The sequence below is a fragment of the Sphingomonas sp. HMP9 genome, from assembly GCF_013374115.1.
Classification (GTDB): domain Bacteria; phylum Pseudomonadota; class Alphaproteobacteria; order Sphingomonadales; family Sphingomonadaceae; genus Sphingomonas.
Genome location: NZ_AP022673.1, coordinates 1542053 through 1565044, shown reverse-complemented (window position 1 = coordinate 1565044; position 22992 = coordinate 1542053). Strand labels below are relative to the sequence as shown.

Here is a 22992-nt window from a genome sequence, read left to right as displayed (position 1 = left end):
GGGGGCCGTGGGCTCGCGGCCCACCGTCAGTCCAGCTTGCCGAGGAGTTCGAGAAGGTCGTCCGGGATCGTTTCGTCCACGGTCTTCTGATAAACCGAGCGCAGTGCCGAACCCATTTGTTGGTCCTTATCAGGAACCTTGGCGGGCTTCGCTGCAGGCACTGTCTTCTCCGTGTCGTGGCCCAAACTCAAAACTTCCCCCTGCACGACGCAAACCAATATGTGATGACGCGCAAAACTGCGCCCCTTGGGCACCGGACTACACACTCGCTAAAGATGCTCGTGAAACCAAATAGCATCTGGATTGTTCCACATTCGAGCGAAAAATACGCATCTCCGTTCGATCGTGTACGATAATTGGCACGATGGCGTCGACACGGGGCATTTTCGACCGACACCATTGCAATGACGCGAGCCACCCGACACATGAGGGGCCGCGTAGGATCAGGGAGTATTCGTTACCCATGTCTCTTGGACAGCAACTTGCACCGCACCTTCCATTTTTGCGGCGCTACGGCCGGGCCCTGACCGGCAGCCAGATGCACGGCGACAAATATGTTCGCGCCACGCTCGAGGCGATCGTCGCCGCGCCGGAGGAATTCCCCCGCGACGTCGATCCGCGCCTGGGCCTGTACCGCATGTTCCAGGCGATCTGGAATTCGGCGAACTTCGACGAGGTCGCGGACGAGACGGCGACCGATTCCGAGGGTCACGAGGCGGTTGCGCGCGCTCGGCTGGCGCGCATGACGCCGCTGTCGCGTCAGGCTTTGCTGCTGACCGCGATGGAAGGCTTCACGCCTGAGGATGCGGCGTACCTGATCGAGGTCGACACCAGCGAGGTCGACGACCTGGTCGCCGACGCGCTGTCCGAGATCGAGAACCAGACCCGCGCCAAGGTCCTGATCATCGAGGACGAGCCGATCATCGCGATGGATATCGAGACGATCGTGCGCGATCTCGGGCACGACGTGACCGGCGTCGCGGTCACCCGCGACGAGGCCGTCGCCCTGGCGATGGAAATGCGTCCCGGCCTCGTGCTTGCCGACATCCAGCTGGCCGACGACAGCTCGGGCATCGACGCGGTCAAGGATATCCTGGCCGAATTCGAGGTCCCGGTGATCTTCATCACTGCCTTCCCGGAGCGTCTGCTTACCGGCGAGCGGCCCGAGCCGACGTTCCTGATCACCAAGCCTTTCCAGCGGTCGACCGTCAAGGCTGCGATCAGCCAGGCGCTGTTCTTCGACCAGGCGACCGTACCGACTGCCTAAGCGGCGGCACGTACCGGGTCCGTGACTGCAAGACGGTTACGGACCCAAAACGTTTTTCGCGAGTTTGGTGGTTATGGCTGATCCAAACAAACCAATTCATATCGATACCGATGCTGCACGGGCGGGCGCCACGCCGCACATGACCCGGTACATCCTGGCGATCTCCCTGGTCTTGGTCATTGTTATCTTTGGTTTTCTAATCCTGCGCTAAGCTGGATTATGTGTGCGTCGCTGGTATTTTCCGCGGCGTATGCTTATGTCTGTCGTCGACGCACGGCAGTGTTTTATCGGGATTGATCGGATTACCATGACCCAGCCTGCTTCGCCCGTGGACGACGAGATCGAGACCGTTGTCGAGCCGGTCGAGCATGTTTCCTTGTCGGATGCCGAGTTCAAGGTGCAGCTTGCTCAGGTGATCCCGCATCTGCGGGCATTCGGGCGCTCCCTTTCGGGCAGCCGCGATCTTGCCGACGATCTCGTTCAGGAAACGCTCCTCAAGGCGTGGGCCGCACGGCTCCGGTTCCAGGCCGGGACGAACATGCGCGCCTGGACGTTCATCATCCTGCGCAACCTGTATCTGTCGCAGATGCGTCGCGCGCGGTTCAAGGGCGAGTGGGACGATCTGGTCGCCGATCGCATCCTCGCCGCGCCTGCCAGCCAGGACCGCCACGTCGAACTTGGCGACATGCAGCGTGCGCTGATGCATCTGCCGCAGCCGCAGCGTGAAGCGTTGATCCTCGTTGGTGCGGGTGGTTTTGCGTATGAGGAGGCTGCCGAGATCTGCAGCGTGGCTGTCGGCACGATCAAGAGCCGAGTGGCGCGGGGCCGCGTTGCACTCGAGACGATCCTGACCGATGGGTCACTGCCGTCGCGCCGCGATCATGAAACCGATACGAGTAAGACTGCGCTCGATTCGATCATGGGTGATGTCGAAGAGCTGAGCCGCGGTCGCTGAGAGCTACGTTCCGTAGGAGAAGGCCGGATCGCTCAATTCAAGCGGTGCGGCATCGCGTCCAATCGACGCAGCATTGTCATCATGTCGTCGGGTAAGGACGGTGCGTCCTCGAAAGCGCCGCGCAACGCTTGCCCGATCACGTCGGTGGCGCGGGGGCGTCGCACGACCTGCTGGCCGGTCTCTTCGCGCCTGATCGTGAGAAATGCGTAAGTCATGTCCGCTACAACGGCCGAATAGCGTTTTCGTTGCTTTATCGTGACACGCTGTGACAGCCGATTATAGCGATGGCACATGACTTTAGTCTCACCTGAACTGGCGATAAACGCCGCGCTCGACCGCGCTCGACTTTGGTCGCCATTCCTGGGGTTGGTCCTCAACCGAGAACCGGCGCTGGCGCGATCGCTGGCGATGGGAAAACTGGATCTGTCGGTGTCGAGCGCCGAAGCAGACATGCCGATTGCCCGCCGTCTGCGTATCGAGCGACGCGCGATGGCGCTCAACGTCGCAATCGGCGACCTTGCGGGCATTCTCGATCTTACCGCGGTCACCAGCGCGCTGACTCGCTTTGCCGACTATGCGCTGGACACCGCGATCCGCACCGCGATCGAGGAACGCACACCCGGCGCCGAACCCATGGGCTTTACTGCAATCGCGCTCGGCAAGCAGGGGAGCGGCGAACTTAATTATTCGTCCGATATCGATCCGATCCTGTTGTTCGACCCGGTGACGCTGCCATGCCGTCCGCGCGAGGAGCCGGAAGAGGCGGCCGTCCGGATCGGCAAGCGCGTCGTTGAACTGCTTCAGGCCCGCGACGGCGACGGGTATGTCCTGAGAGTCGATCTTCGGTTGCGGCCGTCGCCCGAGATCACGCCGATCGCGTTGCCGGTCGATGCGGCGATCGGCTATTACGAGGCGCAGGCGCTGCCGTGGGAGCGCGCCGCCTTCATTCGCGCACGCGCAGCCGCTGGAGATATCGCGCTAGGCCAACGGTTTCTCGACGCGATCCGGCCGTTCGTCTGGCGTCGCGCGCTCGATTTCGGCGCGATCGGCGAGATTCGCGGCATCTCCGCCCGCATTCGCGATCACCATAGCCAGGGCCAGGCGTTCGGCCCCGGCTACGACCTGAAGCGCGGCCGGGGCGGCATCCGCGAAGCGGAGTTCTTCGCGCAGATCCACCAGCTGATCCATGGCGGCCGCGATCCGTCGCTACGCGCGCCCGCCACGCGCGATGCGCTCGCGCGACTGGCCGAGGCAGGATGGATCGGCACCGACGAATCGACGGCGCTGATCGACGGCTACACGCTGCTCCGAACGATCGAACACCGCGTCCAGATGATCGACGATCGCCAGACGCACGCATTGCCGACCGGCGAAGCGCTCGACCGCGTGGCCAAACTGCACGGGCTGGACGATGCCGGCGCGCTGTTGGCCCTGCTCGAACCCCGCGTCACGGCGACCGGCCGGATCTACGACGCGCTCGACGATACCGTCCGCCCCGCTTTCTCGCATGACGCGGTGACGCTGGAAACCGATCTCGCCGCGGCGGGCTTCGACGATCCCGAATCGGCCCGGCGACGGATCGAGGCGTGGCGGGGCGGTGCATATCCCGCGCTCCGCAGCCCAGCCGCGCGGGAGGCATTGGAGGCGGTATTGCCGACGCTCGTGCCCGCGCTGGCAACTGCGCCGGTTCCCCAAGCCGCGCTGCTACGCCTGGATGCGCTGCTCGAACGCCTGCCGAGCGCGATCAACATCTTCCGGCTGCTCGAGGCGCGGCCGGGCCTGGCTATCCTGCTTGCCGCCATCCTGAGCCACGCGCCGACGCTCGCGGACGATCTGGGACGCCGCCCCGACCTGCTCGACGGTTTGATCGACGCGACCGCGTTCGAACCGGTCGGCGACGTCGCCGCGCTCGAAGCTGTCATGCGCGCGGGCGAGGTGGACGGCGACTATCAGTCCCGACTCGATCATGTCCGCCGTGTCGTCGGCGAACTGCGTTTCGCGCTCGGGGCGCAGATCGTCGCGGGCGCGTCCGATCCGCTCGACGTCGCGGCGGGCTATGCACGGGTCGCGGAAGCGGCGATCGGCGTCCTCGCAAGCGCGACGATTGCGGAATTCGCAAAGGTCCATGGCCGCGTCCCGGACAGTGAACTGGTCGTACTCGCGCTCGGTCGGATGGGCGGCGCAATGCTCACGCATGCGTCCGATCTCGATCTCATCTATTTGTTCACGGGCGATTTTGCCGCCGAGTCCGATGGGCCGAAGCCGCTCGGCGCGACACTCTACTATAATCGCCTTGCGCAGCGGCTGACTGGCGCGCTGTCGGTCGCGACGGCGGCAGGCCCGCTGTATCAGATCGATACTCGGTTGCGGCCGTCGGGCGGGCAGGGGCCGTTGGTCGTCACGCTCGACAGTTTCGCCCGTTACCAGCGCGAGGAGGCCTGGACCTGGGAACACATGGCGCTCACGCGGGCCCGCCCGGTGTTCGGATCGACCGATGCCCGGGCTGCAGTGGCGTCGATCGTACGCGGCGTGCTCGAGGGCGACCGACCGGCGCGTGACGTGCTCGCCGACGCACGGACGATGCGCAGCGACATGGCTGCGCACAAGCCGCCCAAGGGGGCGCTCGATGCCAAGCTGCTCCCCGGTGGGCTAGTCGATCTCGAATTCGCGATCCATGTCGTTCAGCTCGTGAACAAGACCGGGTTCGATCCAAATCTCGGCGTCGCGATCGATGCGCTGATCCGTGACGGGCTCGTCACGCCAACGCTCCGTCCGGCGCACGACATCCTCACGCGGTTGCTAGTGACGCTGCGGCTCGTCGCGCCGGATGCCGCGCCGCCCGGGCATGCGACGGAGGATCTCATCGCCCGCGCGATCGGCGTGACGGACTGGGCGGCGGTGGTTGCCACGCTCGAATCGACACGGCAGGAGGTCCGCCAGTTCTGGGCGCAGGTGACGGGAGAGCAGGATGAATGACGGTTCGAAGATTCCCGACGTTTCGGTCACGATCGATGACGCCGTGGTTTCGCTGGCAAGCCTCGAAGCGCCGCTGGTGGTGTATTTCTACCCGAAGGACGACACGGCTGGCTGCACCACCGAAGCGAAGGATTTTTCCGCGCTTTCCGACGCGTTCGTCGCGGCCGGCGTCACCGTCATCGGCGTGTCGAGGGACAGTGCGGCGTCGCACGCGAAATTCATGGCAAAACACGCACTTGCGGTCCGCCTTGCAAGCGATGTCGAAGGAGTCGCGTGCGAGGCTTTCGGGGTGTGGGTCGAGAAGGCGATGTACGGCCGCAAATATATGGGGATCGAGCGCGCGACGTTCCTGTTCGGCGCCGACGGCACGCTGGCCAAGGCGTGGCGCAAGGTTCGCGTGTCGGGGCATGCCGAGGCGGTCCTGACCGCCGCAAAGGCGCTTTGAACAGCCTGCGGTAAAGGTCGGAGATTCGCCGAAAGTTCGCGGCCGATGTCGTAGTCCGCAACCTGTTCCATGACGATCGTCTCGATTTGCATCAACTCGCCGCAACAACCTGCCGCTCCGCCGCGCCGATGACGCGGCACTCTTGCTCGGCACGGCGGTATCCGGCCTAACCAGAATGTCTGGTGCGCGGAGGGGCTGCGAGTCAGGACAGAGTTTCGGAGCCGTCCGTCTTGAAGCGAGCGGCCCTGTATTTTTGTGTCGGGGACCAATGGTCGAATTTACCGCAGCAGCCATCGTGACGCGCCTCAAGGCCGTGTCCGTGGTGTCTATTCCGTTCATGTTCCGCCGGTTGGCGATCGCCGCTTCGGTGGTGGGCATGACCGCTTCCGGCGCCATCGCCGAAGCTCAGGTCGCCGGGCCGGCCACCAACGCCAATCTCACGCATCATATCGCTGCTACCGGTGGTCCGATGATCGCCGCGAACGCTGAGGAAGCGACCGCCGATCTTCGCGCCGACGCGCAGTTCCGCACGCTTTTCCAGACCTGGAAGAAGCTCGACGCTACGCAGCAGGGCGTGATCGCGATCCCGTCGGTGCAGCCGGTCCACTTGCTCTCGTTCACTAGCAATTTCGGCATCCGCTCCGATCCGTTCCGCGGTACGGCGGCGATGCATGCCGGCGTGGACATTCCCGGCCCGATCGGCACGCCGATCTACGCGACCGCCGATGGCATCATCGCGCACGCTGGTCGCCAGGGCGGCTATGGCAACATGGTCGAGATCAGCCATGGCAAGGGCATCGCGACGCGCTACGGCCATCTGTCGAAGATCCTCGTCGGCGACAATGCCCGCGTCGTTCGCGGCCAGTTGATCGCGTTGATGGGCTCGACCGGCCGTTCGACGGGCTCGCATCTCCATTATGAAGTCCGCATCGACGGTCACGCGGTCAACCCGGTACCGTTCCTGACCACCGCCGATTATCTGCTCGCCGCGCAGGACCGCTCGGTCAACGCGATCCCGGTTTCGACGGGCGGCCCCGCCGCACAGGACTGACCGTCGACGCAGGCGGGCACGCCGATATCGATCACACCCCCGTCGTCCCGGCGAACGCCGGGACATCGATCCGCGAGGACGGGCTCATGTATGAGATCCCCGGCTTCGCTGGGACGACGGTTAAGGCTCTGGGAGGGCTTCACGTTCGGCTTTGCTCGAGAGTGACCGGCACTGCGCGCGCGTGCCCTCGAGCCCAAGGTTGCCGCGGATAGCGCAACCTCCTATCTCCAGCGCATGGCAACGCTGGTTCAAGACATCATCCTCACCCCTTCCGCCGCGGCGCGCGTCGCGGCGATCGCCGTCAAGCAGGGGAAGCCGGCAATCCTGCGTCTCTCGGTCGACGGCGGTGGCTGTTCCGGGTTCCAGTATACGTTCGGGTTCGCCGATTCGGTCGAATCCGACGACGTGATCGCCGAGCATGACGGCGTGAAGCTCGTCGTCGATAGCGTCAGCATCGATCTCGTCCGCGGCTGTGCGGTCGATTACGTCGAATCGCTCGCCGGCGCTGCGTTCAAGGTTGAGAACCCCAATGCCGCGTCGGGTTGCGGCTGCGGCTCCAGCTTCTCGGTCTGACGCTCCATGAAAATCGTCACGTACAACGTCAACGGCATCAAGGCGCGGTTGCCGCGACTGATCGAGTATCTCACCGAAGATCAGCCCGACATCGTCTGTCTTCAGGAACTCAAGTCGAGCGATGACACGTTTCCGATCGCCGACATCGAAGCCGCTGGCTATGGCGCTGTCTGGCACGGGCAGAAGGCCTGGAATGGCGTCGCGATTCTCGCAAAGAGCGGCACGCCTGTCGTGCGCCAGCGTGGGCTCGACGGCGAACCCGAGGACGAGCATAGCCGCTATATCGAAGCGGAGATCGACGGCCTGATCGTCGCGGCGCTCTACCTTCCCAACGGCAACCCGCAGCCGGGGCCGAAATTCGAGTATAAACTTCGCTGGATGGACCGTCTCACCGCCCGAGCGCGCGTTCTGCTCGCGGAGGAGAAGCCGACCATTCTCGCTGGCGACTATAACGTCATCGCCAATGACGACGACACCTTCTCGGTCCGGGCGATGCAGGATGACGCGCTGATGCAGCCCGAAAGTCGCGAGCATTACCGCGCGCTTGTCGCGCAGGGCTGGACCGACGCGCTTCGCACGCAATTTCCGAAAGGCGGGGTGTGGACGTTTTGGGATTACCAGGCCGGCGCATGGCAGCGTGACGCCGGGTTCCGCATCGATCACCTGCTGCTCAGCCCGCAGGCGGCCGATCGGATGATCGATGCCGGCGTCGACAAGGCGTATCGGGGCCTCGAGAAGGCGAGCGACCACGCTCCGACATGGGTACGGTTGCGATGAGGCGGCTTTTGCTTGGTATCGCCTTGGCGAGTTTTTCCGGCGCCGTCGCGGCGCAGGACCGCGAATATTGCCCCGATCGGCCGGGGATCAATACGCCCGCCTGCACGATCGCGCCCGGCAAGATTTCGGTCGAAACGTCGATCGCGGACTGGACGCGCGACGACCAGCCGGGCTCGCGCGAGGACACGATCCTGTTCGGCGATACGCTGGTTCGCGTCGGCGTGAGCGAAAGGATCGAGGCTCGGATCGGCTGGACACCGCTCGGACATGATCGACTGCGGGATTCGGCCGGGGTCGATTCGGTCAACGGCGTCGGCGATGTGTCGCTCGGCATGAAAGCGAACCTTTTCAATCCCGATGGCGCAGGCTTGTCGGTAGCGGTGCTGCCGTTCGTGACGCTGCCGGTCGGCCGCTCGGCGATCGGTGCCGGCGACTGGGGCGCGGGATTCCTCGTCCCCGTCACGTACGAACTTTCCGACACCGTCTCGCTCGATCTGACGCCGGAGATCGATGCGGCGGTCGACCAGGACGGCAATGGCCGGCATCTCGCCTATAGTTCGGCAGCCGGTCTGTCGTTCAAGCTCGACAAGGCCTTCACGCTGACCGGTGAGATGCAGGCGTTGCGCGACGACGATCCGCAGGGGCATGAGACGCAGGCGGTGGCGGCGCTGTCGCTGGCCTGGATGGCGAACGACGATCTTCAGTTCGACATATTCGGCGCGGCAGGGTTGAATGCGAATACGCCGGATGCGCGGGTGTATGCTGGCATTTCCCGGCGGTTCTAGATGCTGGTCGGCCTGCTCCTGCTTCAGGCGGTAGCCGGTCCGCCCCTCCCGCCGGAATTGCGCAAGCGACCGGCTCGGCTGGCGGTGCCGTGTCCGGTCCAGACCGATCCCGATGGCGAGGTAATCGTCTGCGCCCATCCGAGCGATCAGCGGCTGGCGACGCTCGTCGTACAGGTCCAGCCGCCGCGGGGCGACCCGCTGTCGTTCCGGCTGCCCGGGAGTGGGACGGGTAATCTCCACGCGATCCGCACCGAGTTGCCCGGCGCGATCGGGCAGGGGGTCGCGGTGACCTTTAAAATTCCGTTCGGCAAGGGGAAGCGGAAGTAGGGGCGCATCCGCTTCCGTCAGGATGCCGAAAAAGCGGCCTGCGCTTACAGCACCCGTTCGTACACCTGATACACCTTGTTGACCCGGCTCTCGATCGTCTCGGCGATCGAGCGCATCCCCTGATTGTCGTCCAGGATCCAGCCGATCTCCGCACGCTTCGCATCGTAATGCTCGACCGATGCGCGGCGGATATATTCGATCATCATGAAGGCCAGCTGGCTCGCCATGCGCGACGCCTGCAACTCCTTCCCCACCCCCATCAACGGGACGCGCACCGTCCGGACCTTGGGTCTGCGCAGCCACCACAACAGCTTGGCCCAGCCGAACGGCAACAGGCTCCCGTTCAGCGGCTTGATCGCCTCGTTCAGGTCGGGAAGCGTGATCATGAACGCGACGGGTTTGCCGTCCAGTTCGGCGATGCGGATCAGGTCGTTGAAGACGATCGGCTTCAGCTTCACGCCGACGTCCTTGATCTCGGGAGGGGTCAGGGGCACGAACCCCCAATTGTCGCGCCATGCATCGTTGAGGATGGACAGGATGATCGCCGCCTCCTCCTCGAACTTGGTCTTGTCGACATTGCGGACGGTGATGCGCGGATTCTTCTCGCCCGACTTGATGATACGCTGGACGATCGGCGGGAACTGGCGCGTGACGTCGACTTCATAGGTCATCAGCTGCTTGATCGGGCGGTACTGCGCCCATTCGATCCAGCCGCGATATTCACGCTTGGCATGGCCCATCATGATCGTCGGCGGATGATCGTAGCCGTCGATCAGCAGGCCCGGCTCCTCCCAGATCGACATGCTGATCGGCCCCATCGCCCGCGTCATGCCCTGCTCGCGCAGCCACGCCTCGGCCCGCTGCAGCAGCGCCTGGAACACGTCCTGCCGCTCCGCTTCCATCAGGCCCCATTGGCCGACGCCGGGGCCGAACCCCTGCTCAGGCGGCATCGTCAGCGCCAGCGTATCGATATGCGCGGAGATACGTCCGACTACGCGGCCATCTTCCTCGGCGAGGAACAATTGCGCCTTGGCATGGCTGAACCAGCCGTTCTTCTCGGGCGTGATCAGCCCGAGCGCTTCCGACTTCAACGGCGGCACCCAATTGGGATCGTCGGCATAGAGACGGAACGGCAGATCGATGAAGATCTTGCGGTCCTTCTTGGTCTCGACCGGTCGAATGATGAGGTTAGCCATGTGTCGTTCCCGAATACGCAGTCGCGCGTGTCTACCCAGCACAGCGGGTAAAGGCGAGGGACACATGCATCATCGCAACAGCCGGTCAGAGTGATCGGGTTTCCTCTGGCGCCGTAGCCCTGCGCAACCTGTAAATGCCACGGTGCCGCCACTATCTTCAGGCAATGGATATGCCCATGGACACTTCGCTCAGCCTCGCTCGCGGCACGGCCGCTCCAGCCTCCACTCCCGCGGGTTCGCCGCGTGCAGGGAGCGGCGTGGAGCGCGTTGCCGATGACAAGGCGATGTTGCGCGCAGCCGCCGATCTGACTCGCGATTTGGTGAAGCCGCGTGCGGCAATTTACTGGGCTGACCTGATCGCGTCTATGGTGGTCGGCTACGGCGCACTCGCGGTGGCTGCCACCTCGACGTCGGTCCCGGTGATGGTTGTTGCAGGCGTCATCGCGATGCTGGGTCTCTATCGCGGTCTGAGCTTCATTCACGAAGTCAGCCACATGAAGCACGCGTCGGTTCCGAACTTCCGGCTCGGCTGGAACGTGCTCGTCGGCGTGCCGCTATTGACGCCGTCGTTCATGTACGAGGGTGTCCACAATCTCCATCACGCCAAGACCCGTTACGGCACGGTCGAGGATCCCGAATATCTCCCGCTCGCCCTTATGAAGCCGTGGACGCTGCCGCTGTTCATCGTCGTGTCGGCGCTTGCGCCGATCGCGCTGCTGATCCGGTTCGCGATCCTGTCACCGATCTCTCTGCTGTCGCCGAAGCTGCGGACGATCATTGTCGAGCGCTACTCGGCGCTCGCGATCAACCCGCAGTTCCGCCGTCGCGCGCCCGATGGCGAAGCAAAGGCGTATTGGGATCGCCTGGAAATCGCTGCCAGCCTGTGGGCGATCACGTTGATCGCGATTACGGCAACCGGCGTGCTGCCGCTGCGCGCGTTCGTGACGATCTTCGCCGTCGCGTCGGCGTTCGCTGTGCTCAACCAGGTCCGTACGCTGGTCGCGCATCTGTGGGAAAATGATGGCGAGCCGATGACGGTGACCGCGCAGTATCTCGACACGGTCAACGTGCCGCCGCCGGCGTTGCTTCCCGCACTCTGGGCGCCGGTGGGTCTGCGCTACCATGCGTTGCACCACCTGCTGCCGGGTCTGCCCTATCACGCGCTGGGCGAGGCTCATCGACGCATCACCGCGGAACTCGATGCGCTGTCGCCGTATCACAAGGCGAGCTATCCGGGGCTGCCGGGTCTGGTCAGCAAGATCGCGCGGAGCACGATGGTCCGCCGCTGAACGACATGTCGGGCCGGTCGCGAACGACCGGCCCGAAGGCTGTGTTATTTTACCGCGTCGAACTGTTTGAGCGCCGTGACCGCGTTTCGTCCGACATCGGTCGTCGGCGCCAGTCTCGCGGCAGTTCCCCACGCTTCCCGCGCGGCCGCTTCGTCACCTGACAGCGCGGCGATGTTGCCGGCCTCCAATTGTACGGACGCATCGTCCGCCGAGCGCTTCAACGCCTGAGCGATATCCGACTTGGCACGCGGCAGATTGCTCATCCGCCGCGCAAGTGTCGCCGACAGCAGCCATGCGAGCGGATCGTCGCCCGCCGTTGTCAGCGCAAGATCGAGATCGCTGCGCGCTGCGTCCAGCTCGCCTGCCGCGACCAGCGCGCGGGCATGGTCGAGCTGTGCTTCCCCCAGCGGCAGTCCGGTCAGCGACCCCGCGGTGAGCGCCGAATCCAGCGCGACGCGCGCCTTTGCCGGCTGACCGGCGGCCAGCCAAGCGTTGCCGGCCTGCGCGAAATAATTGGCGGCGCGCGTGTCCCGGTCGAGCTGAGCCTCCCGCGCCGCCTCTTCGAACTCGCCGGCCGCGGACGGCCAGTTTTTTTCGGCGGCGAAAGCAAGCCCTGCGCACTGCCGAGCGAAATACCGTCCTCCGCTGATTCGCCAGCGCCCAGCCTCCGCGCGTGCAGCGGCGGGATCGCTCTGCGTCAGGGCGACGCACCGGGCGAACCGATCGCCTGGCGCATCGACGGGGCCGGCGGCAGGACCGGGGGCGGCGGCCTGCGCGGCGGCAAGCAATAACGGCAAGATCATAGGGCGGCGATCACATCCTCGACCGCCCGGATGATAAGGGAAATGTCGCTATCGCGCGACAGGCGGTGATCGCCGTCCTTGACCAGCCATGTCTGCACGTCGGCTGAACGCAACAGCTCGGCAAGCCGCGCGGTACGGTGCCATGGCACGTCTGGATCGCGCTGACCCTGGACCAGTCGGACCGGGCCATCGAACGCGATCTCGCCGAACATCAGCCGGTTCGCCTCGCCCGACGACCAGAACGCGCGGGTGTAGACGGTCGGCTCGGGGCCATAGGAGTTCTTGCGCTCGATCCGGCCATTGCTGAGCAGCGCCATCTTCTCGTCGGTGGTGAAGCCCCAGTCGGTGAAATCGGGCGCGGGCGCGATCCCGACCAGCCCCTTCACCAGATCGGGGCGCATCTTTGCCGCCAGCAGCATCAGCCACCCGCCCAGCGACGACCCGACCAGGATGGCCGACTCTTCAACGAGCGCGTCGATCATCGCCAGCGCGTCGTCGCGCCAGTCGACCAAAGTCTGGTCCTCGAACGCGCCTTCGCTTTGCCCGCAGCCACCATAATCGAACCGCAGGAACGCGCGGCCCTCCGACTTCGCCCACGCCTCGAGCGTCACCGCCTTGGTCCCGGCCATGTCGGAGGCGTAGCCCGACAGGAACACGATCGTCGGTCCGGTACCGGGACTATGGTGATAGGCGAGGCGAGGGCGCTCCTTGGCGGGAGGCGTCGGTGCGGGCGGCGTAGCGGTGTCGGTCATGCCGATACCTTAGCTGCCCCTCAGCGCCGGAGAAAGGCGTCGAGTGCAGCCTGGAACACGACCGGCTGACTCGAGCACCACGAATTACGCCGCATCGCCGATCTCGACGAACGTGACGCGCAGTCGCCTAGGCCTTCTGCGCATGGCTCGCGCCGCGATTGGGGACGACCCTCAGCGTGACGGCAGTGACGGCGAGGCGGCCTTGTGATGCGCGATCATGCCGCAGGCAGCTTCGACGGGCTGGTGAAAATATCCTCGATGGCGAGGTCGAACAGTTCGGCGATCTTTAACGCAAGTGGCAGCGACGGATCATAGCGGCCCGTCTCGATTGCATTGACGCTCTGGCGCGAGACCTCGAGGCGGTCGGCAAGCTCGCCTTGGCTCCAATCCCGCTCGGCACGCAGGATCTTGAGGCGGTTCTTCATGCCTCAAGGCCGGCGAACCGGTCGCGCGCCCAGAGCCAGGACTGACCGATCAGCAATCCGGCGCACCACAACGGAAAGGCGAGGTGGATGGGTTTGTGCGGCACCGCGCCGGTATCTTCGAGGAAGCTCCACACGGTCATGACCGACAACATCACCGCGGTCGCGATCAGCATGGCGTGGATCAGCTTGGCGCGCACATACTCGTCGGGCTGTTCGACGATTGCCATCCCCATCGCCCAGATGACGGCGATAATCGGCAGGGCTGGCAAGATCGCGAGAGCGATGAGCGCTGCACCGGTTGGCGCGTAGGCAGCCTCGATCATGTTCGATCCCAGCAGAAAGACTGCGTAACAGGTCATGCTGGGTATGAACCGATTGAGATAGCGGCGGTTGGCTTGGCGCATAGTGAGCATAGCGAGTCTCCCTTTATGAGGACAAGCGTACTTTACATAGCAGCAGGACGAAATGTCAATGACACTTTACAGAATGACAAGCGGGCCTGTCGATTGGACGTCCGAGGTCTCGGCCCGAGCGAACCTGCTCTTGGCCTAACTTTACCTGATTTTTCTTTGAGTGGAGCGCTTTCAGCGTTCGTCCACCACGCGTCAGATGATGAATTCGACCGTCTTCATCTGCGCCTGGTCGGCGGCCACGGCGCCGCGCTTCAGCACCATCTGGCGGTGGAGTTCGGCCACCGTGTCACTGCCGCGCGTCTTGCACAGCGCGGGGACGAAAGCATGCACCAGCGCGCCGAGCCCGCCCTTGATCATCGTCACGCCGAAGCGCCCGGCGACGCCGAAATGCTCGAGGTAGCTCTCGCCGACGGTGGCTGGATGGTCGAGGAACAGGCGGCGAAACATGGGCGGTCTCCTGACGCGTTCTATATCAGGTGGCGGCCAACGCGTCGACCATCCCCGCGGCCAGCACGCTCAACGTATCGTCTCGCGCGCCCATTACCACGATACGGTCCCCGGGACGCGCCGCAGCGACCAGCGCGGCGGCGGCGTCCGACCGGTCGGCAATATGCCTCGCGTCCCGGCCGCCGGCGACGATCTGTTCAACGATGTTCGCGCTGGTGACCTCGCGCGTGACCGTCCCGCCGTAATAGGCCGGGTCGGGGAGGACGAGGATATCGTCCTCCGCCATCCGGTCGACGAACGTGGCGACGAGCTCTCGGCCCATGACCTTCAACGGGCCATAGCCGTGCGGTTGGAACAACAACAGCAACCGACCGGGAAAGGCGTGAAGCGTGTCGAGCGTCGCGGCGATCTTGTCCGGGTTGTGTCCGAAATCGTCGATCACGGAGACCCCGCCAGCCTCGCCGACCAGGTCGAAGCGGCGGCGCAGACCCGTGAACCCGGCGATCGTCTTGACCGCATCGCCGAGCGGCACGTCCGCCGCCATCGCCGCACCGATCGCGGCGAGCGCGTTCGACACATTGTGGCGGCCCGGCACTGCCAGCCTCACCGGCGTCCGCACGCCGCGCGACACGATGTCGAAGGAAATCGCGAAGGGCTCGGGCTTCAGGTTCTCGGCGCGCAGATCGGCCGATGCATCGATCGCAAACGTCGTCACCCGACCGCGCGGGAGCCGCGCGGCGAGCGCTGCGGCATCCGGATCGTTGGCGTTCACCACCGCGGTCTCGGCCTTTGCGACGAAGTCCCCGAACAGCACGCGCAGTTCATCGAGCGACTTGTGGTCGAGGCTGACGTTGTTGAGCACCGCGATCTTCGGCGCATAGCTGGCGATCGAGCCGTCGCTTTCGTCCACTTCGCTCACGAACGCATCGCCCTCTCCGACCAACGCGCTCGCAAACGGCGCGTCTTGGGTGGCGAAGTTCTTCATCACCGCCCCGTTCATCACAGTCGGATCGCGCCCGACGGCGTGGAGGATCCAGCCGATCATGCCCGTCACGGTCGACTTGCCGCTCGTCCCCGCGACACCGATCGGCAACCGGCTATCGTTGAACAGCGATGCCAGCATCGCCGCACGGGTCGAGCGGGTGCAGCCGAGTGCATCGGCCGCGATCATGTCCGGCACGCTCGCCTCGATCGCGGCGGAGGCGATGACCAACTGGTCGGCCGAGACGATGCCGCTGCCGTCCTGCGGGAACAGCGCGACGCCCTTGGCGGCAAGGTCGTCGAACTTTGCGGGAACGCGGCCCTGGTCCAGGTTGCGGTCCGAGCCGGCGACGGTCGCGCCGCGGCCTGCGAGGATCATCGCGAGCGGCATCATGCCCGAGCCACCGATGCCGACGAAGAAACAGGGCCCGAATGAAGATTTGCTGATTTCCATCGCGCCGCGATATGGGCGGTTGGGTAACGGGGCAAGGTCGGGAAGACGAACAATGCGTATCGGTGTGCTCGCCGCGTCGAGCCGGACCAATCCCGCGGCGATCGCCAAGATCACCGCCTATGCGGCCACCGCGTTCCCCGAGGTCGCGCTCGTCTTCCACCCGCAATGCCTGGAAACCGACGGCCATTTTGCCGGCTCCGACATGCGGCGTGCGGCGGCGTTCCTCGAATATGCCAATGATCCGACGTTCGATGCGATCTGGTTCCTGCGTGGCGGCTATGGTTCGAACCGTATCCTGGCGATGGTGATGCCCGAACTCGGCCGCGCCGCGCGTCACAAGACGTATCTCGGCTATTCCGACGTCGGTTTCCTGCTCGGTGCACTCTATGCCCGGCGGATCGGGCGGCCGATCCACGGCCCGATGGTCAGTGACATCAACCGCCACGACGGCGAAGCGACGGTCGCGCGGTCGCTTGGCTGGATGGTGCGCGGCGATCGCACAGGGCTCGAACCCGGACTGGGCGGGCAGCCGTCGGCGGCGTTCAACCTCAGCATCCTCACCTCGCTGATCGGCACGCCGTGGCTGCCGGACCTCACCGATCACGTGCTGATCGTCGAGGAAGTGTCCGAGCCAATGTACGCGATCGACCGCATGCTGTTCAAAGTCGCCAACGCCACGCAGCTGAAGGGGATTGCGGGGCTACGGCTCGGCGCGGTGACCGCAGTGCAGGAGAATGAACCGCCCTGGGGCGAGACGCTCGACTACATGATGGTGCGCTGGAGCCGCGACATGGGTGTGCCGTATCTGGGGCGCGCGGAGATCGGACACACGCAGGCGAACCGGGTCGTGCCGTTCGGGGTGGTTTGATCCGGGGGACGGTGCTGCTTGGCCCTGGGTCCCGACTTTCGTCGGGATGACGGGAGGGGGGTGTCGTGCGAGGCGGGTTGCCTATATCGGCCCCGCGACGGCATAAGCGCCGTTCTTCCAATACGAGAAAGTTCCCCATGTCCGCCATGTTCCGCATTACGCTTCCCGACGGTTCCGTCCGCGAGGTTGCGCCCGGGACTACGCCCGCAGACGTCGCCGCGGCGATCGGGCCGGGCCTCGCCAAGGCGGCGCTCGCCGCGCGGATCGACGGCCAGGTGCGCGATCTCAGCCGTCCGTTCGAGGGGGACACGAACCTCGCGCTGGTGACCGCGCGTGACGAGGCCGATGCGCTCGAACTCGTGCGCCACGATCTCGCGCACGTCATGGCCGAAGCCGTGCAGCACCTGTTCCCGGGCACGCAGATCACGTTCGGGCCGGCGACCGACGACGGCTTCTATTACGACTTCGCGCCGAAGGACCGCCCGTTCACCGACGAGGACCTGCCCGCGATCGAGGCTGAGATGCGCGCGATCATCGCCCGCAACGAGCCGTTCCTGCGCGAGGTGTGGAGCCGCCAACAGCTGATCGACCGCTGGACCGAGCAGGGCGAGACGTTCAAGGCCGAATGGGCCGCCGAGCTGCCCGAGGGCGAGGAGCTCACGATCTATCGCCAGGGCGAGTGGCTCGACATGTGCCGCGGGCCGCACATGGTGTCGACCGGCAAGCTGGACCCGGCTGCGTTCAAGCTGACGCGCGTGAGCGGCGCTTATTGGCGCGGCGACCAGAAGAACGCAATGCTCAGCCGCATCTACGGCACTGGCTGGCTCAACAAGAAGCAGCTCGACCAGCATCTGTTCCGGCTGGAGGAGGCGGCCAAGCGCGATCACCGCAAGATCGGGCAGGAAATGGACCTGTTCCACCTCCAGTCCGAGGCGCAGGGCTCGGTGTTCTGGCATCCCAACGGCTTCGTGCTGTGGCGCCAGCTGGAGGCGTATATGCGCCGGCGGCTCGATGCTGCGGACTATGCCGAGGTGAAGACGCCGCAGCTGATGGACGCCAAGCAGTGGGAACAGTCCGGCCATTGGGGCAAGTACCGCGAGAACATGTTCGTCGTACCCGACGAGATCCCGAACGCAGAGGACGAGGGTGCAATTCTGTCGGGCGAGGGCGACCTGATGGCGCTCAAACCGATGAACTGCCCGGCGCACGTCCTGATCTTCAAGCAGGGAATCAAGTCGTATCGCGACCTGCCGATCCGGATGGCGGAGTTCGGCTGCTGCCACCGCAACGAGCCGCATGGCGCGCTGCACGGCATCATGCGCGTCCGCCAGTTCACGCAGGACGACGCGCATATCTTCGTCCGCGAGGACCAGCTGGTCGAGGAGGTGCGCAAGTTCTGCGAGCTGCTCGACAGCGTCTACAAGCATCTGGGCTTCGAGGATTATGCAGTGAAGCTCGCGCTGCGCCCGGAAAAGCGGTTCGGCGAAGACGCGATGTGGGACAAGGCCGAGGCGGAACTGCGCGAGGCGGTGATGCAGTCGGGCTTGAGCGACACGATCAAGGCGAATTTCGAGGAGCTGCCGGGTGAGGGCGCGTTCTATGCGCCTAAGCTAGAATTCCACCTGACCGACGCGATTGGCCGGACGTGGCAGGTCGGTACGATCCAGTCGGACCGCGTGCTGCCCGAGCGACTCGACGCGTCGTATGTGGGTGCGGATGGTGAGCGGCACCGGCCGGTGATGCTCCACCGCGCGATTCTCGGCACGTTCGAGCGGTTCCTTGGCATCCTGATCGAGCATCATGCAGGCCGCTTCCCCCTCTGGCTCGCCCCGGTGCAGGCAGTCGTCGCGACGATCGTGTCGGATGCCGATGACTATGCGATCGAGGTCGCGGCGAAGCTCAAAGCGGCCGGGATTCGCGTGGAGACCGACCTTCGCAACGAGAAGATCAACTACAAGGTGCGCGAGCACAGCCTGGCGAAGGTGCCCAACCTGCTCGTCGTCGGCAAGCGCGAGGCTGAGGAGGGCAAGGTCGCGCTGCGCACGCTCGGCAGCCAGGCGCAGACCATCCTGACGCTCGACGAGGCGATCATGCGTCTTGCGGACGAGGCGCGCGCACCCGATATGTGACCTTAGAGGGCCGGCTATCGGAGCACGCGTTTTTGCGCTATATGCCGGCCCAAATACTTTGTCAGAAACTTCAGGAGCAACCCCCATACGTCCTCCCACGATGCGCCGGCCGATGCAGACGCCCGCAATGAACGGCCCGCGATTCAACGAATTCATCCAGAGCCAGAAGGTCCGCGTGATCGATCACGAGGGCGAGAATCTGGGCGTGATGTTTACGCGCGAAGCGATCGAGCAGGCAGCCGAGCACGGCCTCGACCTGGTCGAGGTGTCGCCTAACGCCGATCCGCCCGTCGCCAAGTTCCTCGATGTCGGCAAGTTCAAGTACGAGGCGCAGAAGAAGGCGAACCTCGCACGCAAGTCGCAGAAGACGCAGGAGATCAAGGAGATCAAGATGCGTCCGAACATCGACGACCATGATTACGACACGAAGATGAAGAAGGTGAACGACTTCATCGGCGAGGGCGACAAGGTCAAGATCACGCTGCGCTTTCGCGGTCGCGAGTTGAGCCATGGCCAGCTCGGCATGAACCTGTTGAAGCGCGTCCAGGACGACGTTGCGGAGATCGCCAAGATTGAGGCGTATCCGCGCATGGAAGGCCGCCAGATGCTGATGGTGCTCGCGCCGAAGTAACGACGCGGCGGCTGCGGCCGTTACACGATACGTTTGATAGGCTGGCCGGTCCCTTGGGATCGGCCGGCTTTTTTCATGTGCTCCGTCGGTCGTCGACCTACAGTCCCTGCCTGTAGCGAGGGGTCGGTTCCATGTCGGTCTGCGGATGGACGCCGATCTTAGGCGAGGCGCACACCTCCGGTGCGAGGTGGCGAGCAGGATCCCGTGAGAGCGCTAGCAGTCCGCTCGGTAGAATAGTTGCGATTTGAAACTAGGGTTTGGTGCCTGCCACTCTGTGACGATTTGGAGACACACTATTCAAAAATCTCTTTCCGTATGCGGAAATCACTAGACGTTCGTGGCTATATATCTCTACCTAACGTCCAAACCATAAGTTCGAAAACATTCGGACACGTCCAGGGAGAGAATGCCGATGCGTATGACCGCATATCTGTTGTCCGCCGTTGCGACCGTTGCGATCGTCACACCGGCGTTCGCTCAGCAGGCGACTTCCACCGTCGAAGCACAGGCGACGCCGTCGCAGGGGACCGCCAATGCCTCGGTCGCGGGTCAGACGAACGGCGCGACCGACGCCGACACGACGCGCGCAGCCAGTGCTGCCAGCGCGATCGGCGAGACCGGCAACTCGAGCGACATCGTGATCACCGCGACCCGTCGCTCGGAGCGTCTGTCGAACGTACCCATCGCGGTATCCGCGGTCGGCCAGGCCGCGCTGCAGAATTCGGGCGGCAGCGACATTCGCTCGCTCAACCAGCTCGCGCCGTCGCTGCTGATCTCATCGACGGGCAACGAATCGAACGCATCGGCGCGTATTCGCGGAATCGGTACGGTCGGCGACAATCCCGGCCTCGAAAGTTCGGTCGCGGTCTTCATCGACGGTGTCTATCGCAGTCGTACCGGTGTCGGCCTCAACGAACTCGGCGAGATCGACCGGGTCGAGGTTCTGCGTGGGCCGCAGGGAACGCTGTTCGGTCGCAACGCGTCGGCGGGCCTCATCAACATCATCACGCGCTCGCCCGAGTTCGACTGGCACGGCAACGCCGAGGCGACCTACGGCAATTACGACCAGAAGCGCCTGGCCGCCGGCATCACTGGACCGCTGATCGCCGAGAAGCTCGCCTTCCGCGTCGACGGCGTCTATGTGAAGCGCGACGGGTTCTACAAGAACGTGACCGCCGCCAACGGCTCCGAAAGCCGCATCAATGACCGCGATCGCTACTTCGTCCGCGGCCAGTTGCTGTTCAATCCGACCGATCGCCTGAGCTTCCGGATGATCGGTGATTATTCGCATCGCAAGGAAAGCTGCTGCGGCGCGGTTTATTACAGCCAGGTCGAGACGACCGATCCAACCGCCAATGCCGCCGGCGTCGCGCCGTTCTTTGGCACGGTCAACGCCGACGGCGCGGTCACGAACAATGCGAGCAACCGCATCGTCGATATCCTGCGTCGCCAGGGCGCGGTGTTCCCGCTCGCGGGCAGCAAGGCCGATCCGTACAGCCGGCAGGTGGCGGTGACGCCGGGCCAGACCTATCGCAACACGACCAAGGATTATGGTGGCTCGGTGCAGGCCGACTGGGATCTGGGCGGCGCCACCTTCACGTCGATCACCGCGTATCGCGAATACAAGTCGGGCAATGTCAGCGACATCGACTATACCAATATCGATCTGACGAACCGTGCCGACGACGGAAACGCCTATCGTCAGTTCCATACCTTCACGCAGGAAGCGCGGCTGCAGGGCTCGCTGTTCAACGACAAGCTCGATTGGCTCGTCGGTGGCTTCTATTCGAAGGAGACTCTGAAGCTCGTCGACAACGCGAAGTTCGGATCGCAGTACGGCCAGTTCGCCGCGTGCCGCCTCGTTGCGACGGTCAGCCCGGTTGCCGCGTTGCAGAACCAGAACAACCCGGGCTGCATGAGCGCGCTGGGGCGCGCGACGATCACCGGCGCGTTTGGCGGAGCGAATTCCGCAGGCGGCCTTATTACCGCTGCGCTCGATCGCCTGACGGGTGGTCCCGGGCTTGGCGGCGGTGTGAACAACGTCGGCGATTCGGGCTCGATCTACCGGCAGAAGAGCGAGAACTACGCGTTCTTCACGCACAACATCCTGCACTTGACCGACACATTGTCGCTGACCGGCGGTCTTCGCTACACGCACGAAACCAAGAAGTTCAACGCTGCGTTCAAGAACAGCAACAGCGTCTGCCCGATCCAGCAGGCCGCATTGGCACCGTTGACTCAGTCGCAGAGCGCCGCAACGGCGTTTGCGCAGGGGATCGTGACGCTGACCTGCACGGGCAATTCGAGCACGGCGCTGAACGCGTTGAACCTGAACGACAGCTTCGGCGACGGCGAGTTCACCGGCACCGCGGTCCTCTCGTGGAAGCCGTTCACCAAGCTGCTGACCTATGCCTCCTATGCCAAGGGCTACAAGGCGGGCGGCTACAACCTCGACCGGTCCGATCTGGGCGGCGTCAACGGCGTGCTCTCGGCGCGCAGCGACGCCGATGCGCCGGGCCTCCGGTTCAATGCCGAGAAGGTGAACAATTACGAGATCGGTGCGAAGTTCAACACGCGCCAGTTTACCTTGAACGTCGCTGCGTTCCGCCAGGAATTCACCGACTTCCAGCTCAACACGTTCAACGGCTCGATCTTCGTCGTGCAGAATGTTCAGGGCTGCAAGGACAACCTCAACGGTCTCGACAGCGATAACGGCTTCAACCCCGTCACCGGTGCGCAGACCGGCACCTGCGCCCCGGACCGGGCGAAGAAGGCGGGCGTGATCTCGCAGGGTGTCGAGCTCGAAGCAACGATGTCGCCGATCAAGCAGGTCACCTTCACCGCAGGCTACACCTATGCCGACACGTTTGCCCGCAAGAACCTGGTAGGCAGCTCGACCACCGGCGAGGCGCTCGACCGTTCGCTTTTCCTGCTCCCGGGCAGCCAGTTGTCGAACGCGCCAAAGAACGTCGTCACCACGTCGTTCGCCTGGACGCCGGACATCGGCAGGAACGGCCTGTCGGGTCTGCTTTATGTCGATAGCCGCCTGTCTTCCGACTACAACACGGGGTCCGATCTGGCGCCCGAGAAGAAGCAGGATGGGTTCGCCGTCGTCAACGCCCGCGTCGGTCTGCGCGGCAAGGACCAGATCTGGGCGCTCGAGTTCTGGGCGCAGAATGTGTTCAACAAGAACTACATCCAGGTCGCGTTCAACACGCCGTTCCAGGGCGCAGGGTCATCGGCCAACGTCGCTGCCTATGGCGGCACCGGCAACGCGCTCTACTCGGCCTTCCTTGCCGAGCCACGCACCTACGGCCTGACGCTGCGCTCGCGCTTCTGATCGGGTAGCCTTACGTGAAGAGCCGGCGCGCAGGTCTCTGCGGGTCGGCTTTTTCGTGTCTCAAAGTGGCTCGGCGGTTCTCCTGCGAACGCAGGAGTCCCGGGTCAC

The 22992-nt window shown here is 64.5% G+C and carries 23 protein-coding genes and 1 pseudogene; 15 read left to right on the top strand and 9 right to left on the bottom strand.

The genetic code is table 11. The features are described 5' to 3' along the window. Nucleotides 1–26 precede the first annotated feature (26 nt). Nucleotides 27–254 (bottom strand): NepR family anti-sigma factor, encoded by a 228-nt coding sequence (locus HMP09_RS18365; RefSeq protein WP_232090744.1) that lies wholly within the window; start codon nucleotides 252–254, stop codon nucleotides 27–29. Nucleotides 255–463: 209 nt separating this feature from the next. Between HMP09_RS18365 and HMP09_RS06945 the strand changes: the two genes are divergently transcribed. From HMP09_RS06945 to HMP09_RS06935, 3 genes are all read left to right on the top strand, one after another. After that, nucleotides 464–1267 carry a response regulator gene (locus HMP09_RS06945; RefSeq protein ID WP_107953735.1) on the top strand — a complete coding sequence of 268 codons (804 nt, stop codon included), beginning with the start codon at nucleotides 464–466 and terminating at the stop codon, nucleotides 1265–1267. Nucleotides 1268–1340: 73 nt separating this feature from the next. Beyond that, the gene (locus HMP09_RS06940) at nucleotides 1341–1478 is read left to right on the top strand and encodes a hypothetical protein (RefSeq protein WP_176499764.1); all 138 of its coding nucleotides are present in this window, start codon (nucleotides 1341–1343) and stop codon (nucleotides 1476–1478) included. A 96-nt stretch (nucleotides 1479–1574) separates the two neighbouring features. Beyond that, a complete protein-coding gene (locus HMP09_RS06935; RefSeq protein WP_176499763.1) occupies nucleotides 1575–2222 on the top strand; it encodes a sigma-70 family RNA polymerase sigma factor in 648 nt (215 codons plus the stop codon). 32 nt (nucleotides 2223–2254) lie between these two features. Here the strand turns inward: HMP09_RS06935 and HMP09_RS06930 are convergent, their stop codons facing one another. After that, complete coding sequence (locus HMP09_RS06930; protein WP_176499762.1) at nucleotides 2255–2437, bottom strand: hypothetical protein; 183 nt, start codon at nucleotides 2435–2437, stop codon at nucleotides 2255–2257. Between the two features lie 76 nt (nucleotides 2438–2513). Between HMP09_RS06930 and HMP09_RS06925 the strand changes: the two genes are divergently transcribed. From HMP09_RS06925 to HMP09_RS06895, 7 genes and pseudogenes are all read left to right on the top strand, one after another. Next, entirely contained in the window at nucleotides 2514–5198 is a 2685-nt protein-coding gene (locus HMP09_RS06925; protein ID WP_176499761.1) for a bifunctional [glutamine synthetase] adenylyltransferase/[glutamine synthetase]-adenylyl-L-tyrosine phosphorylase, read from the top strand. Then, nucleotides 5191–5643, top strand: coding sequence for a peroxiredoxin (locus tag HMP09_RS06920; protein ID WP_176499760.1), 453 nt, complete (start codon nucleotides 5191–5193; stop codon nucleotides 5641–5643). Before HMP09_RS06925 ends, HMP09_RS06920 begins: the two co-directional genes overlap by 8 nt. Nucleotides 5644–6097: 454 nt before the next feature. After that, nucleotides 6098–6694: pseudogene (locus HMP09_RS06915) on the top strand (M23 family metallopeptidase); the annotation flags it as partial. Nucleotides 6695–6928: 234 nt separating this feature from the next. Next, on the top strand, nucleotides 6929–7267 hold the full coding sequence (gene erpA, locus HMP09_RS06910) for an iron-sulfur cluster insertion protein ErpA (protein ID WP_176499759.1): 339 nt from the start codon (nucleotides 6929–6931) through the stop codon (nucleotides 7265–7267). A gap of 6 nt (nucleotides 7268–7273) precedes the next feature. Next, the gene (gene xth, locus HMP09_RS06905; protein WP_176499758.1) at nucleotides 7274–8044 is read left to right on the top strand and encodes an exodeoxyribonuclease III; all 771 of its coding nucleotides are present in this window, start codon (nucleotides 7274–7276) and stop codon (nucleotides 8042–8044) included. Beyond that, entirely contained in the window at nucleotides 8041–8829 is a 789-nt protein-coding gene (locus tag HMP09_RS06900) for a transporter (RefSeq protein WP_232090740.1), read from the top strand. Before xth ends, HMP09_RS06900 begins: the two co-directional genes overlap by 4 nt. Continuing rightward, the gene (locus tag HMP09_RS06895; RefSeq protein WP_176499756.1) at nucleotides 8830–9156 is read left to right on the top strand and encodes a hypothetical protein; all 327 of its coding nucleotides are present in this window, start codon (nucleotides 8830–8832) and stop codon (nucleotides 9154–9156) included. Nucleotides 9157–9200: 44 nt separating this feature from the next. Here HMP09_RS06895 and HMP09_RS06890 read toward each other — a convergent pair whose 3' ends face one another. Continuing rightward, entirely contained in the window at nucleotides 9201–10352 is a 1152-nt protein-coding gene (locus HMP09_RS06890) for a GNAT family N-acetyltransferase (protein ID WP_176499755.1), read from the bottom strand. A gap of 176 nt (nucleotides 10353–10528) precedes the next feature. Between HMP09_RS06890 and HMP09_RS06885 the strand changes: the two genes are divergently transcribed. Next, nucleotides 10529–11641, top strand: coding sequence for a fatty acid desaturase family protein (locus tag HMP09_RS06885; RefSeq protein WP_176501618.1), 1113 nt, complete (start codon nucleotides 10529–10531; stop codon nucleotides 11639–11641). A gap of 44 nt (nucleotides 11642–11685) precedes the next feature. On the opposite strand, the gene HMP09_RS06880 is transcribed toward HMP09_RS06885, so the two are convergent. The 6 genes from HMP09_RS06880 to HMP09_RS06855 form a co-directional block, all read right to left on the bottom strand. After that, on the bottom strand, nucleotides 11686–12444 hold the full coding sequence (locus HMP09_RS06880; RefSeq protein ID WP_176499754.1) for a hypothetical protein: 759 nt from the start codon (nucleotides 12442–12444) through the stop codon (nucleotides 11686–11688). Then, entirely contained in the window at nucleotides 12441–13196 is a 756-nt protein-coding gene (locus tag HMP09_RS06875) for an alpha/beta fold hydrolase (RefSeq protein ID WP_176499753.1), read from the bottom strand. Before HMP09_RS06875 ends, HMP09_RS06880 begins: the two co-directional genes overlap by 4 nt. Before the next feature lie 215 nt (nucleotides 13197–13411). Continuing rightward, nucleotides 13412–13621 carry a helix-turn-helix transcriptional regulator gene (locus tag HMP09_RS06870; RefSeq protein ID WP_176499752.1) on the bottom strand — a complete coding sequence of 70 codons (210 nt, stop codon included), beginning with the start codon at nucleotides 13619–13621 and terminating at the stop codon, nucleotides 13412–13414. Continuing rightward, nucleotides 13618–14034 (bottom strand): hypothetical protein, encoded by a 417-nt coding sequence (locus HMP09_RS06865; RefSeq protein WP_232090736.1) that lies wholly within the window; start codon nucleotides 14032–14034, stop codon nucleotides 13618–13620. Before HMP09_RS06865 ends, HMP09_RS06870 begins: the two co-directional genes overlap by 4 nt. 192 nt (nucleotides 14035–14226) lie before the next feature. Continuing rightward, on the bottom strand, nucleotides 14227–14481 hold the full coding sequence (locus HMP09_RS06860; RefSeq protein ID WP_176499750.1) for a DUF6356 family protein: 255 nt from the start codon (nucleotides 14479–14481) through the stop codon (nucleotides 14227–14229). 25 nt (nucleotides 14482–14506) lie between these two features. Further along, nucleotides 14507–15916, bottom strand: a complete 1410-nt coding sequence (locus HMP09_RS06855; protein ID WP_176499749.1) for a glutamate ligase domain-containing protein — start codon at nucleotides 15914–15916, stop codon at nucleotides 14507–14509. A gap of 52 nt (nucleotides 15917–15968) precedes the next feature. Here HMP09_RS06855 and HMP09_RS06850 point away from each other — a divergent pair, with 52 nt between their 5' ends. The 4 genes from HMP09_RS06850 to HMP09_RS06835 all read left to right on the top strand — a co-directional run bounded on the left by HMP09_RS06850 (nucleotide 15969) and on the right by HMP09_RS06835 (nucleotide 22884). Continuing rightward, complete coding sequence (locus tag HMP09_RS06850) at nucleotides 15969–16784, top strand: LD-carboxypeptidase (protein ID WP_176499748.1); 816 nt, start codon at nucleotides 15969–15971, stop codon at nucleotides 16782–16784. Nucleotides 16785–16921: 137 nt separating this feature from the next. Further along, nucleotides 16922–18913, top strand: coding sequence for a threonine--tRNA ligase (gene thrS / locus HMP09_RS06845; protein ID WP_176499747.1), 1992 nt, complete (start codon nucleotides 16922–16924; stop codon nucleotides 18911–18913). Between the two features lie 100 nt (nucleotides 18914–19013). After that, complete coding sequence (gene infC, locus HMP09_RS06840) at nucleotides 19014–19544, top strand: translation initiation factor IF-3 (protein ID WP_176499746.1); 531 nt, start codon at nucleotides 19014–19016, stop codon at nucleotides 19542–19544. 412 nt (nucleotides 19545–19956) lie between these two features. Next, a complete protein-coding gene (locus HMP09_RS06835) occupies nucleotides 19957–22884 on the top strand; it encodes a TonB-dependent receptor (protein WP_176499745.1) in 2928 nt (975 codons plus the stop codon). Nucleotides 22885–22992: the final 108 nt, after the last annotated feature.

Coding starts and splice junctions, on each gene's coding strand:
- HMP09_RS06945 (WP_107953735.1), top strand. CDS start 464: ATGTCTCTTGGACAGCAACTTGCACCGCACCTTCCATTTTTGCGGCGC.
- HMP09_RS06940 (WP_176499764.1), top strand. CDS start 1,341: ATGGCTGATCCAAACAAACCAATTCATATCGATACCGATGCTGCACGG.
- HMP09_RS06935 (WP_176499763.1), top strand. CDS start 1,575: ATGACCCAGCCTGCTTCGCCCGTGGACGACGAGATCGAGACCGTTGTC.
- HMP09_RS06930 (WP_176499762.1), bottom strand. CDS start 2,437: ATGACTTACGCATTTCTCACGATCAGGCGCGAAGAGACCGGCCAGCAG.
- HMP09_RS06925 (WP_176499761.1), top strand. CDS start 2,514: ATGACTTTAGTCTCACCTGAACTGGCGATAAACGCCGCGCTCGACCGC.
- HMP09_RS06920 (WP_176499760.1), top strand. CDS start 5,191: ATGAATGACGGTTCGAAGATTCCCGACGTTTCGGTCACGATCGATGAC.
- erpA (WP_176499759.1), top strand. CDS start 6,929: ATGGCAACGCTGGTTCAAGACATCATCCTCACCCCTTCCGCCGCGGCG.
- xth (WP_176499758.1), top strand. CDS start 7,274: ATGAAAATCGTCACGTACAACGTCAACGGCATCAAGGCGCGGTTGCCG.
- HMP09_RS06900 (WP_232090740.1), top strand. CDS start 8,041: ATGAGGCGGCTTTTGCTTGGTATCGCCTTGGCGAGTTTTTCCGGCGCC.
- HMP09_RS06895 (WP_176499756.1), top strand. CDS start 8,830: ATGCTGGTCGGCCTGCTCCTGCTTCAGGCGGTAGCCGGTCCGCCCCTC.
- HMP09_RS06890 (WP_176499755.1), bottom strand. CDS start 10,352: ATGGCTAACCTCATCATTCGACCGGTCGAGACCAAGAAGGACCGCAAG.
- HMP09_RS06885 (WP_176501618.1), top strand. CDS start 10,529: ATGGACACTTCGCTCAGCCTCGCTCGCGGCACGGCCGCTCCAGCCTCC.
- HMP09_RS06880 (WP_176499754.1), bottom strand. CDS start 12,444: ATGATCTTGCCGTTATTGCTTGCCGCCGCGCAGGCCGCCGCCCCCGGT.
- HMP09_RS06875 (WP_176499753.1), bottom strand. CDS start 13,196: ATGACCGACACCGCTACGCCGCCCGCACCGACGCCTCCCGCCAAGGAG.
- HMP09_RS06870 (WP_176499752.1), bottom strand. CDS start 13,621: ATGAAGAACCGCCTCAAGATCCTGCGTGCCGAGCGGGATTGGAGCCAA.
- HMP09_RS06865 (WP_232090736.1), bottom strand. CDS start 14,034: ATGCTCACTATGCGCCAAGCCAACCGCCGCTATCTCAATCGGTTCATA.
- HMP09_RS06860 (WP_176499750.1), bottom strand. CDS start 14,481: ATGTTTCGCCGCCTGTTCCTCGACCATCCAGCCACCGTCGGCGAGAGC.
- HMP09_RS06855 (WP_176499749.1), bottom strand. CDS start 15,916: ATGGAAATCAGCAAATCTTCATTCGGGCCCTGTTTCTTCGTCGGCATC.
- HMP09_RS06850 (WP_176499748.1), top strand. CDS start 15,969: ATGCGTATCGGTGTGCTCGCCGCGTCGAGCCGGACCAATCCCGCGGCG.
- thrS (WP_176499747.1), top strand. CDS start 16,922: ATGTCCGCCATGTTCCGCATTACGCTTCCCGACGGTTCCGTCCGCGAG.
- infC (WP_176499746.1), top strand. CDS start 19,014: ATGCGCCGGCCGATGCAGACGCCCGCAATGAACGGCCCGCGATTCAAC.
- HMP09_RS06835 (WP_176499745.1), top strand. CDS start 19,957: ATGCGTATGACCGCATATCTGTTGTCCGCCGTTGCGACCGTTGCGATC.